The organism is Nocardioides sp., assembly GCF_041913365.1.
GTDB lineage: Bacteria > Actinomycetota > Actinomycetes > Propionibacteriales > Nocardioidaceae > Nocardioides.
The window spans coordinates 184,638-199,968 of the sequence record NZ_JAYSFM010000001.1; the positions used below are offsets into that span (position 1 = coordinate 184,638).

Sequence of the window (15,331 nt, forward strand, 5' to 3'; positions counted from 1 at the left end):
GAACCGATGACCTCGGGAACGTATGACGGACCAGCTCAGCTGCCGTCGTCCAGCGGGCGCCGGTGGAGCCGGCGGGTGAGCAGGCGCCGCTCGGCGTCGTTCTCCGTGAGCTCGAGCGCGCGGCGGTTGGCGGCCTCGGCGTCCTCGTCGCGGCCGACCGCGCCGAGCAGCTGGGCGCGCGTGGCGTGGAAGAGGTGGTAGCCCGCCAGCGGGCCGGCCAGGGTCTCGAGCCGTCGCAACGCGTCCTCGGGTCCGACGACCTGCGCGTGGGCGACCACCTGGTTGAGCCTCACGACGGGCGAGGCGTCGTACCTCGCGAGCTCCTCGTAGAGCAGCGAGATCTGCAGCCAGTCGGTCTCCGCCCAGCTCGCCCCGGTGGCGTGGACCGCGGCGATGGCGGCCTGGAGCTGGTACGCCCCCGGGTGACGCAGCGCGGCCGCGCGCTCGATCATCCGCTCGCCCTCGGCGATCGCGTCGTGGTCCCAGAGGCCGCGGTCCTGGTCGCGCAGCAGCACCAGCTCGCCGCCGGCGAAGCGGGCGCGGCTGCGCGCGTGCTGGATGGTGAGCAGCGCGGCCAGCCCCCAGGCCTCCGCCTGGTCCGGCAGCGACGTCGCGACGACGCGAGCCAGCCACACCGCGTCGGCGGCGAGGTCGCGGTCCTGCGTCGGACCGGTCGACGACACGAAGCCCTCGTTGAACATCACGTAGACGACGGCGAGCACGTCGTCGAGCCGCTCCGCGCGCTGCGCCTCCGGCGGCACCGTGAGCGCGATGCCGGCCGAGACGATCTTCCGCTTGGCGCGTACGACGCGCTGCGCCAGCGTGGTCTCGTTGACGAGGAACGCCCGCGCGATCTGCGGCGTGGTCAGGCCGACGACGGCGCGAAGAGTCAGCGCGAGCCGGGCCTCGGGCGCGAGTGCAGGGTGGCAGCAGGCGAAGAGAAGGGCGAGCCGGTCGTCGGTGTCCTCGCCCGGTCCGAGGTCGGGCGGTTCGGCCCGGACGGCCAGCGCGCGCTGGCGGTCGCGCAGCCGCAGCGCGTCCATCGCGTTGCGGGTGGCCGCGACCTGGAGCCAGGCGCCCGCCCGGTCGGGTGGTCCGTGGCGGCGCCAGGACGTCAGCGCCTCCACCACCGCGGCCTGCACCGCCTCCTCGGCCACGTCGAAGTCGCCGAACCGGCGCGACAGCCGGGCCACCAGCGGACCGGCCTCCTCGCGCAGCGTGCGCGCGAGGAGGTCGTCCGTGGAGGACACCGGTCTCAGCCCTCCATGTGCGAGTAGTCCTCGACCATCGGACGGATCTCGACGGCCACGCCCGGGAGGTCGAGCATCGGCCAGGTCTTCACCACGGCGATGGCGGCGTCCATGTCGGCCACGTCGATGACGCTGAAGCCGCCGATCACCTCCTTGGCCTCGTTGAACGGGCCGTCGACGACGACCGCGCCGTCCGACCCGTGCTTGACAGTGGTGGCGGTCTCGACGCCGAGCAGCTCGGCGCCGGAGTCGGCCATCACGCCGGCGTTCTCGCCGAACCACTCGTAGACCCGCTTGTAGATCGCCTGCGCAGCCTCCGGGTCGGCGGACGCGTCCAGGTCGGGGCGGGAGGTGTACATCAGGACGTACTTCATGGCAGTGCCTCTCGTGCTGGAGCCCCGTGGTCCGGGGCGCTCATCACCTCGTCGCCGCTCGCCGCCGGAAATCGACAGCCCGCGGGAAACTTCTCGAGGTCATCATGCTCCGACGCGGGTGGGCCCGTCAGGAGGCGGTCTCCACCGCGCGCTCGAAGGAGTCGCGCTCGAGCGCCGGATGACAGACCCTGGGTCGCAGACGAACAGCGGCCCGCCCTCCTGCAGGAGGACGGGCCGCTGTCGTCGTACGTCGTGCGGGTCAGTGACCCATCATCGCGGTCGGGTCGACCGGGGCCACCTTCCTGCGGGGCAGGAAGAAGGCCGGGATGAGGCAGCAGGCCACCAGCACGGTCGCCACGATGAAGACGGTGGCGAACGCGTCGGCGAGGTCGCTGGTCGCGAGCGCCTGGAGGTTCTCCAGCTGGGCCGGCGAGATGCCGAACTTCTCGAGGATCGCGCCGATCGCGGCCTGGTCGCCGCCGGCCTCGGCCACCGCCTGGCCGGCCGCGACGAACTTCGAGTCCTTGATCTCGTTGGTGAGGATCACCGAGAACAGCGCGGTGCCGATCGAGGCGGCGACCTGCTGGGTGATGTTGAGCAGCGTCGAGCCGCGGGCCACGTTGTGCGCGGTCAGCGTCGCGAGCGCGGCGGTCATGATCGGCATCATCGTGCCGCCCATGCCGAGGCCCATGATGAAGAGCGCGCCGAGGATGTAGACGTACGACGTGTCCGCACCGATCTGGGTGAACATCGCCATGCCGACGGTGATCACCGTGATGCCGGCGAGGACGATCTTCCCGGGGCCGATCTTGTCGGCGAGGATGCCGGCGATCGGCATGGTGATCATCGCGCCGAAGCCCTGCGGGGCCAGCAGCCACCCGGTGAAGAGCGTGCCCTCGCCGCGGACCTGGATGAAGTACAGCGGGAACAGCAGCGACGCCCCGAAGAACGCGATGGCGAAGAGCATCATCGCGATGACCGCGACCGTCATGTTCTTGTTGCTGAACAGGCGCAGGTCGACGAGCGGGTGGATGTTGCGGCGGTTCAGCGCCCACGGGACGAAGGCCACGATCAGCACGATGCCGATGATCATCGGCACGAGGACCCTGGCCGCCATCGCGGTGCCCTCCTCGGGGATCGAGCTGACGCCGTAGAGGAAGGCGGCCAGACCGGGGGACAGCAGCACCATGCCCAGCCAGTCGAAGGTCTCCGACGGCTCGACCTCGTCCTTGGGCAGCACGAACCAGGCGTAGGCGATGGCGAGGATGCCGATCGGCAGGTTGATCAGGAAGATCCAGTGCCACGAGGCGCTCTCGATGAGCGCGCCGCCGATGATGGGGCCGAAGATCGGGCCGAGGAGCATCGGGATGCCGAGCACGGCCATCACGCGGCCGACGCGCTCGGGGCCGGCGGCGTGGGTCAGGATCGTCATGCCGAGCGGCATCAGCATGCCGCCGCCGAGGCCCTGGAGCACGCGGTAGATGACGAGCAGCTCGAGCGAGGTGGCCGTCGCGCACAGCACGGAGCCGGCGGTGAAGAGCGCGACCGCGATGAGGTAGAGGCGCTTGGTGCCGAACCGGTCGGCGGCCCAGCCGGTCAGCGGGATGACGCTGGCCAGGGCGAGGGTGTAGCCGGTCATCGTCCACGCGACCTCGGCCGCGGTGGCGTCGAACTCCTCCTGGAAGGTGTTCAGGGCGACGGAGACGACGGTGATGTCGAGGATCGACATGATGGCGCCGAGGACGACGACGCCGGCCACCATCAGGACGCTCTTGTCGAGCTTGTCGGAGTTGTCCGGCTGGATCTCGCCGGCAGAAGTCTGGGTGCTGGTCACCGGACAACGGTATTGGTTGCAACTGACAACGACCCAATCCTTTTCGCGGTGGGCAGGATCACCCCGCATTGCGCGAACGCCGGAAACATCGCGGTGTCACACTGCGCCCGGGCCGGGTCCGTCGAGGTCCTCGATCCGCGCCAGGCTCGGGCCGCGCGTCGCCTGCAGGTCGCGGGCGCGCTCCTCCACCGCACGCATCACCCGCAGCACGTTGCGGCATGTCAGCCGCGCCAGGTCGTCCGCCGACCAGCCGCGATCGGCCAGCGCGGTGAGCAGCGCGGGGTAGGTGGAGACGTCCTCGAGGCCGGCGGGCAGCACCTCGACGCCGTCGTAGTCGCCGCCGAGGCCGATGTGGTCGATGCCGGCGACCTCGCGGACGTGCTCGCAGTGCGCGACCACGTCGTCCAGCGTCGCGGGCGGCTGGGGGTGGTCGACGGTCCACGCGGTCTCGAAGGCCGCGAACCGTACGCCGTCCGCCTCGGGGATCCCCTCCGCCTCAGCCGCGGCGACCATCTCGCGCTGCCAGTCGGCGCAGGCCGCGTTCACGAACTTCGGCACGAAGGTCACCATGCACACGCCGCCGTTCGCGGCCGTCGACGCGAGCACGTCGTCGGGCACGTTGCGCGGGCTGTCGGCCACCGCCCGGGCCGAGCTGTGGCTGAAGAGCACCGGCGCCTCCGCGACCTCGAGCGCCGCCCGCATGGTGTCCGCGGACACGTGCGAGAGGTCGACCATCATCCCGATCCGGTTCATCTCCCGGACCACCTCGCGACCGAAGGCGGTGAGCCCGCCGGCCACAGGCCGGTCGGTCGCCGAGTCGGCCCAGGGTGTGTTCGCGTTGTGGGTGAGCGTCAGGTAGCGGACGCCGAGCTCGTGCAGCTGGCGCAGGGTGCCGAGCGAGCAGTTGATCGAGTGGCCGCCCTCGGCGCCCATCAGCGAGGCCATCCGGCCGCTCGCCCACGCCTGCTCGACCTCGTCGGCCGTGGTCGCCCACGCCAGCTGGTCGGCGTAGGTCCGGGTGAGGTGGCGCGCGGCGTCGACCTGCTCGAGCGTCGCGCTCACGGCGTCGTCGCCGGTGAGCCGGGTCGGGACGTAGACCGACCAGAACTGCGCGCCCATCCCGCCGGCCCGCATCCGCGGCAGGTCGGTGTGGGTCGGGGTGCCGCCAGCGCCGACGTCGAGCCGGTCGAAGTCGTACGCCGCCTGCACCCGCGCCTCCCACAGCAGGTCGTTGTGGCCGTCGATCACGGGGTGCGCGGCGAGCAGCGACGAGATGTCCATGCCGGGTGACGCTAGCAACCGGGAACTCCCTGTCGGTCCCACGCGTTAGCGTCCCTGTTGCCCGCTGTCCGAGCGAGCACGGAAGGGTGCCTGCATGAGCGAGCGTAGCGAGCGAATCGTTCAGCACTGTGTGACCCGTGCCTCATGCGCGCACGGAGCGAAGCGAGTACGTGCATGAGTTTTGTCCCGGTCACCGGTCCCGCCAGGTTGTTGGTGGGGGAGCCGCCCCGGGAGGGCTCGATCGAGTTCACCGACGAGCGCCGCACGATCGTGATGCCGATCCGCGGGGCCCTGCCGGTGCTCGCCAAGGTCCGCGACCAGGACGACCTCCATCCCTCCGTGGCGCTGCTCGCCGGCGCCTCGCTGCTCGGCCTCCAGCTCGTCGCCGCGGGCCGCTTCGCGCCCGACCCGGAGAGCCGGCACTGGCAGGTCGCCGGGCTCGACGCCCACGACGAGCGGCGGATCGTCGAGCTCGCGCGGGCGCGCGCCCACGAGGGCTACGACGAGGCCTCCGCCGAGGGCACGGTCCGGGCGCTGCTCGACGCGGTCGCCGACACGGTGCCCCGCACCGCGCCCGGCAGGTCGCGCCCGCGGCTCGCACCGGCCGATCGGGCGGCGCCGCCGACGAGCCCCGACGACTTCAGCGACCAGCTGCAGCAGCGGATCGAGCGGATCCGGGCCCGCGGCCGCGACGACCGGCCGCACCTGGTGTCGGTGTCGTTCCGCATCGAGGCCGACGAGGAGGAGCTCGTCGCCGGTGCTGTGCGGCTGGTCATGCAGGTGCACGCCGTCGACAACGCCGCCCACGTGGCTGACGCTGCCGAGCTGTGGGCCGACACCGGCCTCGACGCCGCCCACGGCTTCGGCGAGCGCGCCCGCACCCACGCGGCCATCGCGCTGCGCTCGGCCGCCGATGCCTGGCCCGTCCTCGACCGGCTTCTCGACCTGCGCATCCCCGACGAGATCACCCTCGACTCCGACGAGCTGCTCTCCCTGCTCGACGAGGGCGCCGCCGCGCTGACCGAGGCCGGGCACCAGGTGATGTGGCCGAAGTACCTCGACCGCGAGGTCACCCAGCGCGTCGAGCTGGGCAGTCGCTCACCGGCCGGTGCCCGCGACGAGGCGCTCCAGGACGGGCTGTTCGGTCCGCAGGCGCTCTTCGGCTTCGAGTGGCAGCTCTCGCTCCACGGCGAGGAGCTGACCGAGGAGGAGATGGACGAGCTGGCCCGCACGACCAGCCCGGTCATCAAGCTGCGCGACAACTGGATCGCCGTCGACTCCGGCGTCATCAAGCGCGCCCGCAAGCGGCTGATCCGCACGGTCACGCCGGTCCAGGCGCTCGCCGCGACCCTCACCGGCGTCGTCGACATCGAGGACGTCCCCTACGAAGCGGTCGTCGGCGCCAGCCTGCTCAAGGTCCGCGACCGGCTCGAGGCCGCGGGCAGGACGGAGCCCGTCGAGGTGCCCGCCGCGCTGCAGGCCGACCTCCGCGACTACCAGCGGCGTGGCCTGTCCTGGCTCGCCGAGCTCACCTCGCTCGGCCTCGGCGCGTGCCTCGCCGACGACATGGGCCTGGGCAAGACGATCACCCTGATCGCGCTCCACCTGCACCGGCAGGAGCACGGCCCGGGCGGGCCGATGCTGGTGGTCTGCCCGGCGTCGCTGCTCGGCAACTGGGAGGCCGAGATCCGTCGCTTCGCGCCGGGCACCGCCGTACGCCGCCACCACGGCAGCGCCCGCGACCTCGGAGGCGTACGAGACGGCTTCGTGCTGACGACCTACGGCACGATGCGCAACGACGCGGCCCTCCTCGCCGAGGTCCCGTGGGACCTGGTCGTCGCCGACGAGGCCCAGCACATCAAGAACTCCCGCTCCGCGGCCGCCCGCGCGCTGCGCACCATCCCGAGCACCGCCCGCGTCGCGCTGACCGGCACCCCCGTCGAGAACGACCTGACCGAGCTCTGGTCCATCCTCGACTGGGCGATCCCCGGCCTGCTCGGCAGCCGCAACGCCTTCCGCAAGGTGTGGGCGGCGCCGATCGAGTCCGGCCTCGAGCCCACCAAGGCGCGGCAGTTCGCCGACCTGATCGGGCCGTTCCTGCTGCGCCGCCGCAAGTCCGACCCGGGCATCGCGCCCGAGCTGCCGGCCAAGACCGAGACCGACCACGTGCTCGGCCTGACCCGCGAGCAGGTCGTCCTCTACGAGACCCTGGTCCGCGAGTCGATGCGTCGGATCGAGGAGGCCGACGAGGAGACCCGCCGCGGACTCGTGCTCAAGCTGCTCACCGGCCTCAAGCAGATCTGCAACCACCCCGCCCACTTCCTGCGCCAGGCCAACCCCAAGCTGCGCGGGCGCTCGGAGAAGCTCGAGCTCATCGACGAGCTCGTCGGCACCGTGGTGGCCGAGGACGGCGCGGTCCTCGTCTTCACCCAGTACGTCGCGATGGCCCGGCTCCTCGAGCGCCACCTCGGCACCACCGGGGTGCCGCACCAGTTCCTGCACGGCGGCACTCCGGTGCGCGAGCGCGACGCGATGGTGACGCGCTTCCAGGCCGGCGAGGCGCCGGTCTTCCTGCTCTCGCTCAAGGCCGGTGGCACCGGCCTCAACCTGACCCGGGCCGACCACGTCATCCACTTCGACCGCTGGTGGAACCCCGCCGTCGAGGACCAGGCCACCGACCGCGCCTACCGGATCGGGCAGACCAAGCCGGTGCAGGTGCACCGCTTCATCACCCAGGGCACCATCGAGGAGAAGATCGCCGAGCTGCTCGCCCGCAAGCGCTCCCTGGCCGACTCGGTCCTGTCCCGCGGCGAGACCGCGCTGACCGAGCTCTCCAACGACGAGCTCCGCGACCTCGTGGAGCTGCGGCGATGATCACGCATCCGCGCCTGCCTCCCCGGCGTGGCGGTGGCTCGGGCACGTGGTGGAGCAAGGCGGTGCTGCGCGCGGTGGAGGAGGCCGCCTTCGGTGAGAAGGAGCTCCGGGCCGGGCGCGCCCTTGCCCGGTCCGGCGCGGTCGGCGCGATCACCGTCGACGTGGGGGGCGCGGTCGCCGCGGTGACCGAGGGCCAGGACGCCTACACCGTCGAGGTCACTCTGCCCGTCCTCCACGACTCCGACGCGGCCGCGTTCACCGAGCTGGTCGCTGCGGAGTCCGGTCGGGTCGGCGCCCTGCTTGCCGGACAGCTGCCTCACGCGTTCGTGGAGGCCGTCGAGGAGGCCGGCGTCGAGCTCCTGCCGTACGGCGGTGAGCTGGGCTCGGCCTGCACGTGCGACTCGTGGCTCGACCCCTGCCCGCACGCGCTGGCCGTGTGGACCCAGCTGGCGTGGCTGATCCAGGTCGACCCGTTCGTGCTGACCCACCTGCGCGGGCTGTCCCGCGACCGGGTGCTGCGCGACCTCCACCAGCTGACCCGACCCCGCCCACTGGGCGTTGAGTCTCCAGGAGACTCAACGCCCAGTGCGGGGGGCGCGGACCCCGAGGACCTCGACGACCTGGCCGTCGCGGAGGACGCCGCCGCCCGCGCGGCCCGCCTGCTGGAGCACCCGGCCGACACCTGGTGAGTCGCCCGAGCGGTGATCCAGGCGGATTCGAGGGCCCCGGAATCCCCCTCGACCACCGCTCAGCCGGCGTGTCGGTCGCGGCGCGCCGGGCAGCGGTGCTGGAGGAGGAATCGAGGGCCCCGGAATCCCCCTCGACCACCGCTCGGCAGGCGTGTCGGCCGCGGCGCGCCGGGCAGCGGTGATCCAGGAGGATTCGAGGGCCGCGGAATCCCCCTCGACCACCGCTCAGAAGGCGGAGGGTCAGCGGGCCTCGGTGGTGGCGACCGGGCGGAGGCCGAGCTCCTCGTCGAGGCGGAGCAGGCCCGGGCCGTCGTCGTCGATGAGCTTCACCCGGCCGACGATCTCGTTGACGGTCGCCTCCTCCTCGATCTGCTCCTCGAGGAACCAGTTGAGCAGCGGGCGGGAGTCGAGGTCGCCCTCGGACTCGGCGAGGCGGTAGAGGTCGCGGATCGAGGCCGAGACCTTCTCCTCGTGGGCGCGCGCGGCCTCGAAGGCGTCGAGCACCGAACCGACGATCACGACCGGGGCGGGCACCGCGCCGATGCGCGGGTGGTTGTCGCGGTCGGCGACGTGGTCGATGAACTTGTTGGCGTGGACGATCTCCTCGTCGGCCTGGTGGCGCAGCCAGGCGGCCATGCCCGGGAGGTCCATGATCTCGAGCTCGATCGCGAGCTGGCGGTAGACCAGGGATGCCTGGAACTCCAGCGTGATCTGCGCGTTGAAGGCGTTCTCGAGGCTCTCGCTCAGCTTCATGCGCTCACCCTATCGGGGGAGGCGGTGGCGCGAGCGGGCCGGCGGATCAGGCGAGACCCAGGGCGCCGTGGGCCATCTCGCGGAGCACGTCGTGCATCTGCGGGTCGGGCAGCCGGCCGCTGTGGGGCGTGGAGTTGAGCAGCCCGAACAGCACGTGGGCGCGGGTGTGGGACGTCTCCGGGCTCAGGCTCGGGTCGAGGAGGCGGACCTGCGTGGCCCACACGTCGACGTAGGACCGCTGCAGCGCGCGCACGCGCTCGCGGGCCTCGTCGGGCAGGCTGCTCCAGTCGCGGTCCTGGACGACGATCAGCGCGCGGTGCTCGAGGGCGAACTCGATGTGCCACTCGACGAGGGCCTCCAGGGCGGCGCGCGGACCGCTGGCGGTCTCCACGCGGCTGCGTCCCTCGGCCAGCAGGGTCTCGCTGATGGAGACCAGCATCTCGGCGAGCATCGCGTCCTTGGACTGGAAGTGCTTGTAGAGCGCGGGGCCGGAGATGCCGCACGCCGAGCCGAGCTCGGCCACCGAGACACCGTGGAACCCCCGCGCCGCGAAGAGCTCGGCGGCGATGTCGAGGATCTGCTGACGACGAGGAGTCACGAGGTCGAGGTTAGTGGTGGTTAACCACTGCCACGACCCACGCGGGGCCGGGAGCGGCATCTCGCGCTCCGGCGCCTCCCACACTGCAAGCGGAATCACACGGCCCTCCCCGGCCCATCCTGAGCTCTCCCGAGAGTCGGTGCATTCAGTGGGCCGCACCCCCGCACGGCCCACTGACTCCCAAGACGTGTGCACCAACACGGAGAGTCTGGCCGCCCGATCCGACGATTTCAGTGGTGCCAGCACCACATTCGATCTGGACGAGTGTCAAGAATTCCTCTGGCGCCACGGATTCCGGGGTGTGGTGCCTGCTCTACCGACATGGCCGCGGACGCGTGGCTACAGTGCCCCGCATGCCGCAGATCCGAGTCGTCCTCGCCGAGGACGGCGACCTGCTCCGGGCCGGTGTGCTCGCGCTCCTCGAGGCGTACGACGACATCGAGGTGGTCGCCACGGCGACGAACCTGCCGGAGCTGATCGGCGCGGTCGAGGAGCACCGGCCCGACGTGCTGCTCACCGACATCCGGATGCCTCCCGACTTCACCGACGAGGGCATCCGGGCCGCGGGCGAGCTGCGGCGCACGCACCCGGACATCGGGGTGGTCGCGCTGACGCAGTACTCCGACGTCGAGTACGCCCTCGACCTGGTCCGTGACGGCTCCGACGGCCGGGGCTACCTGCTCAAGGAGCGGGTCGCCGACATCGACGAGCTGGTCGCCGCGCTCCGCACCGTCGCGGCGGGCGGCTCGGTGATCGACCAGATCGTGGTCGACGCGCTGATGGCGACCGGCACCCGGCGCCACGACTCCCTGCTCGACCGCCTCACGCCGCGCGAGCTCGAGGTCCTGGCGATGGTCGCGCGCGGGATGACCAACGCCGCGATCGCCGCCGAGCTCGTGATCACCGACCGCGCGGTGGAGAAGCACATCAACTCGATCCTCACCAAGCTCGACCTGCCCTCCGACGCGCCCGTGCACCGCCGGGTCGCCGCCACTCTGGTCTTCCTCAGCGAGGCCGGCGTGGGCGGCGGGGTCGCGCCCCGCAGATGAGGGGGATCCTCGCCGGCTGGGACCGCCTCGACCCCGCCCTGGCGTGGCTGCTGCGGATCAACCTGATCGCGCTGACCGCGGCGACGGTGCTGCTGGGAGCGGCGTACCTGCTGGGTTTCAAGCACACGGCTGTCGAGATCGACCTGGCCGTGATGGTCGTGTCGCTCGTGCTGATGCTGGCGACGCCGCCCCTGTCCCGGCGCTTCGGCGCCAACGCGGCGATCCTCGGCCTGACCCTGTCGGCGCTGCTCTTCGCCGTCGGCGGCACCTGGGCCACGCCGGTCCTCTCGCCGCTCACCGCGCTGCTGACGATGGTGCCTCTGCTGGTGGCCTACCCCTACCTCTCAGCCCGCTGGGTCCACGCGCTGATGGTGGTGGCCGTGGTGGGCAGCGCGGCGATCGTGGCGCTGGGCGAGTGGCGCCGGATGGAGGCGCTGGACGACCTCTGGTGGGTCAACGCGCTCGTCATCGCCTCCTCGCTGCCGGCCGGCGTGCTCGTCGTGGTCTTCCTCGTGCGCGGGGCCTACGCCCGAGTCCAGGAGCAGTCGACCCAGCTCACCGAGTCGCGCACCCGCATCGTCGAGGTGGCCGACGCCGCCCGGCGCAGCCTGGAGCGCGACCTCCACGACGGCGCCCAGCAGCGGCTGCTCGCGATGAGCGTCACGATCGAGCGCGCCCGCAAGGAGCTCGAGGCGGGCCGGCAGGACGGCGCCACCGCGCTGCTCGGGCAGCTGGCCGCCGACAACCGCGAGGTCCTCGTCGAGCTGCGGGAGCTGGCCCGTGGCATCTACCCGCCGCTGCTCACCGAGCGGGGCCTGGTCGCCGCCCTCCAGTCGACCGCCCGGCGCTCCACCGTGCCGGTGACCCTCGACGTCGCCGACTTCGAGCGGCCAAGCCGGCAGGTCGAGGCGGCGGCGTACTTCTGCATCCTCGAGGCGCTCACCAACGCCGCCAAGCACGCCGGCGCGAGCGAGGTGCTGGTCACCGTGCGCGGCCTGCCCCACCTCTCCTTCACGGTCTCGGACAACGGCAGCGGCTTCGACCGGGCCCTCGTCGAGGCCGGCGGGCTCCTCGGCATGGAGGCCCGGGTCGCGGCGGCCGGCGGCAGCCTCCGCCTGGAGACCGCGCCGGGACGGGGCACGACCGTCCGGGGCGAGTTCCCGCCACTGGACTCCGTGGGTTAACGATCGCTAACCTGAGGCGGTGTCCGAGCCCCAGACCCCACCCACCATGCGCGAGCTCGTCGACGACCTCCGCGCCCGGCTGGCCCGGGTGCGTCAGGGCGGGTCGGAGAGCGCGCGTCGCAAGCACACCGACCGCGGCAAGCTGCTGGTCCGCGACCGCGTGGACCGGCTGCTCGACCCGGGCAGCCCGTTCCTCGAGCTCGCGCCGCTGGCGGCGTACGGCATGTACGGCAGCGGTCAGGGGGGAGAGGCCGACGACTACGCCGTCCCCAGCGCGAGCATCGTCACCGGCATCGGCCTCGTGCACGGTCGCCCCGTCATGGTCATCGCCAACGACGCGACGGTGAAGGGCGGCACCTACTACCCGATGACGGTCAAGAAGCACCTCCGGGCCCAGACCGTCGCCGCCGAGAACCGCCTGCCCTGCATCGCGCTCGTCGACTCCGGCGGCGCCTTCCTGCCGATGCAGGACGAGGTGTTCCCCGACCGCGAGCACTTCGGCCGGATCTTCTTCAACCAGGCCAACCTCTCCGCCCAGCGCGTCCCCCAGCTCGCCGCGGTGATGGGGTCCTGCACCGCCGGAGGGGCCTACGTGCCCGCCATGTCGGACGAGACCGTGATCGTGCGCAACCAGGGCACGATCTTCCTCGGCGGCCCGCCGCTGGTGAAGGCCGCGACCGGTGAGGTCGTGAGCGCCGAGGACCTCGGCGGCGGCGACGTGCACGCCCGGACGTCCGGCGTGGTCGACCACCTCGCCGAGGACGACGCCCACGCGCTCGCGATCCTGCGCAGCGTCATCGACACCCTCCCGGCGCCGGAGCCGTCCCGGGTCGACCACGCAGCCGTGGAGGAGCCGCACGAGCCGCCGGAGTCGATCTACGACGTCGTGCCCACCGACACCCGCACGCCGTACGACGTGCGCGAGGTGATCCGCCGCGTCGTCGACGGCAGCCGCTTCCACGAGTTCAAGAAGCTCTACGGCGACACGCTGGTGTGCGGCTTCGCGCGGATCCACGGCCACGAGGTCGGCATCGTGGCCAACAACGGCATCCTCTTCAGCGAGTCCGCGCTCAAGGGCGCGCACTTCGTCGAGCTGTGCAACCAGCGCAGGATCCCGCTGGTGTTCCTGCAGAACATCACCGGCTTCATGGTCGGCCGCGAGTACGAGAACAAGGGCATCGCCCGCGACGGCGCCAAGCTCGTCACCGCGGTCGCGTGCAGCGTCGTGCCGAAGTTCACCGTCGTCATCGGTGGCTCCTTCGGGGCCGGCAACTACGGCATGAACGGCCGCGCCTACGACCCGCGCTTCCTCTGGATGTGGCCGAACGCCCGGATCTCGGTGATGGGCGGCGAGCAGGCCGCGGGCGTCCTCGCCACAGTGCGCCGCGACGGCCTGGAGAAGGCCGGCCAGGAGTGGTCGGCCGAGGACGAGGAGGCCTTCAAGGCACCGATCCGCGAGCAGTACGAGACCCAGGGCTCGCCCTACTACTCGACCGCGCGGCTGTGGGACGACGGCGTCATCGACCCCGCCGACACCCGCCGCATCCTCGGCATGGCGCTCTCGGTGACCTCCGCGGTCCCGGTGCCCGAGCCCTCCTACGGCGTCTTCAGGATGTGACGACATGAACACCCTCTTGATCGCCAACCGCGGCGAGATCGCCCTCCGCGTCATGCGCACGGCGAAGCGGCTCGGCTGGCGGACCGTCGCCCTGCACACCGACCAGGACGCCGGCGCGCCCCACGTGCGGGAGGCCGACCGGGCGGTCGCGGTGCCGTCCTACCTCGACGTCGAGGCGGTCGTGGCGGCCGCGCAGGAGGCCGGGGCGGGCTACGTCCACCCCGGCTACGGCTTCCTCTCGGAGCGCGCGCCCTTCGCCCGCGCCCTCGCGGAGGCGGGCATCACGCTGGTCGGGCCGACCGCCGAGGTGATGGACGCGATGGGCCGCAAGGACGCCGCCCGCGAGATCGCCGTCGCCGCGGGCGTGCCGGTGGTGCCGTCGTACGCCCTCGACGACGACCCGGAGTCGTTCGCCTACCCGGTGCTGGTCAAGGCCGCTGCCGGCGGTGGCGGCAAGGGCATGCGCGTCGTCCGGACCGCGGCCGAGCTGCCGGAGGCCCGGGCGGCTGCGGCGCGCGAGGCGGCGAGCTCGTTCGGCGACGACACCCTGCTAATCGAGAAGTACGTCGAGTCCGGCCGCCACATCGAGGTGCAGGTCCTCGGCGACACCCACGGCCACGTCCTGCACTTCTTCGAGCGCGACTGCTCCACCCAGCGGCGCCACCAGAAGGTGCTGGAGGAGGCACCCGCGCCGACGATCTCCGACGCGCAGCGCGAGGCGATCACCTCGGCCGCGGTCGCGCTCGCCCAGCAGGTGTCGTACGCCAACGCCGGGACCGTGGAGTTCCTGCTCGACAACGCGACCGGGGAGTTCTACTTCCTCGAGATGAACACCCGCCTCCAGGTCGAGCACCCGGTGACCGAGGAGGTCACCCGGGTCCGCGGGGAGCGGGTCGATCTCGTCGAGCTGCAGCTCCGCGTCGCGACTGGCGAGCCGCTGGGCATCGAGCAGGCCGACGTCACCCTCGAGGGCCACGCCATCGAGGCCCGCGTCTACGCCGAGGACTCCTTCAACGGCTTCCTGCCCCAGGCCGGGGTGGCGACCCACGTCGGGTGGCCGCGCGGCGACGGGATCCGCGTGGACCACGCGCTCGAGCCGGGGCAGGAGGTGACGACCTCCTTCGACCCCATGCTCGCCAAGGTGATCGCCGTCGGGGTCGATCGCGAGGAGGCCCGCCGACGGCTCGTCGAGGCCCTCGGTCGCACCGAGGTCGCGGGCCTGACCACCAACACCGGCTTCCTGCGGGTCCTCGCGGCCTCGGACGAGTTCCGAGACGCCACGATCGACACGGCCTGGCTCGACCGCCACGACGTGCCGGCTCCCGACGACGCGGAGGCCCGGCTGGTGGCGGCCACCGCGCTGGTCGCTCCTCGCGCCGCCGGACCGTGGCAGGCCGACGGCTGGCGCTCGGCGGGCGAGCCTGCCCCGGTGCGGGTCGTCGTGGGCACCGACCTCGTGGACGTGCCACCCGGGGCCTCAGTCGCCGCCGCCTTCGTGAGCGTCAGGTCGAACGCGGTCGAGGTCGTCCACCGCGGCCAGCGCTACGTCTTCGACCGGCACGACCCCTTCGCCGACCACGGGCCGGAGGCCGGCGACGGCACCCTGACCGCACCCATGCCCGGCACCGTCCTGGCGGTCAACGTCGCCGAGGGCCGGGCCGTGGCCGAGGGTGAGACGCTGGGGGTGATGGAGGCGATGAAGATGGAGCTCGCGCTCAAGGCGCCCTTCGCCGGCACGGTGACCTCGGTCGGCGCCGCGGCCGGCGACCTCGTCAAGCTCGGTGCCGTGCTCTTCGTGGTGGAGGCTGACGCGTGAGCGGGCTCCCG

12 protein-coding genes are annotated in these 15,331 nt (G+C 72.3%); 6 read left to right on the forward strand and 6 right to left on the reverse strand.

The window, feature by feature from the left end; all coding sequences use genetic code 11:
• Positions 1-35: 35 nt before the first annotated feature.
• The 4 genes from ACE3QY_RS00950 to ACE3QY_RS00965 form a co-directional block, all read right to left on the reverse strand.
• Positions 36-1,250, reverse strand: a complete 1,215-nt coding sequence (locus tag ACE3QY_RS00950) for an RNA polymerase sigma factor (RefSeq protein ID WP_374454132.1) — start codon at positions 1,248-1,250, stop codon at positions 36-38.
• Positions 1,251-1,255: 5 nt separating this feature from the next.
• Positions 1,256-1,624, reverse strand: a complete 369-nt coding sequence (locus tag ACE3QY_RS00955) for a YciI family protein (protein ID WP_374454133.1) — start codon at positions 1,622-1,624, stop codon at positions 1,256-1,258.
• 259 nt (positions 1,625-1,883) lie between these two features.
• On the reverse strand, positions 1,884-3,458 hold the full coding sequence (locus ACE3QY_RS00960) for a DHA2 family efflux MFS transporter permease subunit (protein ID WP_374454134.1): 1,575 nt from the start codon (positions 3,456-3,458) through the stop codon (positions 1,884-1,886).
• A gap of 96 nt (positions 3,459-3,554) precedes the next feature.
• Entirely contained in the window at positions 3,555-4,739 is a 1,185-nt protein-coding gene (locus ACE3QY_RS00965; protein WP_374454135.1) for a dipeptidase, read from the reverse strand.
• Positions 4,740-4,913: 174 nt separating this feature from the next.
• On the opposite strand from ACE3QY_RS00965, the gene ACE3QY_RS00970 reads away from it, so the two are divergent.
• Together ACE3QY_RS00970 and ACE3QY_RS00975 are read left to right on the forward strand one after the other, a co-directional pair.
• Entirely contained in the window at positions 4,914-7,613 is a 2,700-nt protein-coding gene (locus ACE3QY_RS00970) for a DEAD/DEAH box helicase (RefSeq protein ID WP_374454136.1), read from the forward strand.
• Positions 7,610-8,302 carry a hypothetical protein gene (locus ACE3QY_RS00975; RefSeq protein ID WP_374454137.1) on the forward strand — a complete coding sequence of 231 codons (693 nt, stop codon included), beginning with the start codon at positions 7,610-7,612 and terminating at the stop codon, positions 8,300-8,302. The genes ACE3QY_RS00970 and ACE3QY_RS00975 overlap by 4 nt, the downstream gene beginning before the upstream one ends.
• A gap of 240 nt (positions 8,303-8,542) precedes the next feature.
• Here ACE3QY_RS00975 and ACE3QY_RS00980 read toward each other — a convergent pair whose 3' ends face one another.
• Positions 8,543-9,055 (reverse strand): ferritin, encoded by a 513-nt coding sequence (locus ACE3QY_RS00980; RefSeq protein WP_374454138.1) that lies wholly within the window; start codon positions 9,053-9,055, stop codon positions 8,543-8,545.
• A 46-nt stretch (positions 9,056-9,101) separates the two neighbouring features.
• The gene (locus tag ACE3QY_RS00985; RefSeq protein ID WP_374454139.1) at positions 9,102-9,653 is read right to left on the reverse strand and encodes a TetR/AcrR family transcriptional regulator; all 552 of its coding nucleotides are present in this window, start codon (positions 9,651-9,653) and stop codon (positions 9,102-9,104) included.
• A gap of 362 nt (positions 9,654-10,015) precedes the next feature.
• Here ACE3QY_RS00985 and ACE3QY_RS00990 point away from each other — a divergent pair, with 362 nt between their 5' ends.
• Genes ACE3QY_RS00990 through ACE3QY_RS01005 form a run of 4 tightly spaced genes read left to right on the forward strand, consistent with a single transcriptional unit; the run spans position 10,016 to position 15,320 of the window.
• Complete coding sequence (locus tag ACE3QY_RS00990) at positions 10,016-10,702, forward strand: response regulator (RefSeq protein WP_374454904.1); 687 nt, start codon at positions 10,016-10,018, stop codon at positions 10,700-10,702.
• Positions 10,699-11,886 carry a sensor histidine kinase gene (locus ACE3QY_RS00995; RefSeq protein ID WP_374454140.1) on the forward strand — a complete coding sequence of 396 codons (1,188 nt, stop codon included), beginning with the start codon at positions 10,699-10,701 and terminating at the stop codon, positions 11,884-11,886. The genes ACE3QY_RS00990 and ACE3QY_RS00995 overlap by 4 nt, the downstream gene beginning before the upstream one ends.
• 46 nt (positions 11,887-11,932) lie before the next feature.
• A complete protein-coding gene (locus ACE3QY_RS01000) occupies positions 11,933-13,504 on the forward strand; it encodes a carboxyl transferase domain-containing protein (protein ID WP_374454905.1) in 1,572 nt (523 codons plus the stop codon).
• A gap of 4 nt (positions 13,505-13,508) precedes the next feature.
• Positions 13,509-15,320, forward strand: a complete 1,812-nt coding sequence (locus tag ACE3QY_RS01005) for a biotin carboxylase N-terminal domain-containing protein (protein WP_374454141.1) — start codon at positions 13,509-13,511, stop codon at positions 15,318-15,320.
• The last annotated feature ends 11 nt before the right edge of the window (positions 15,321-15,331 follow it).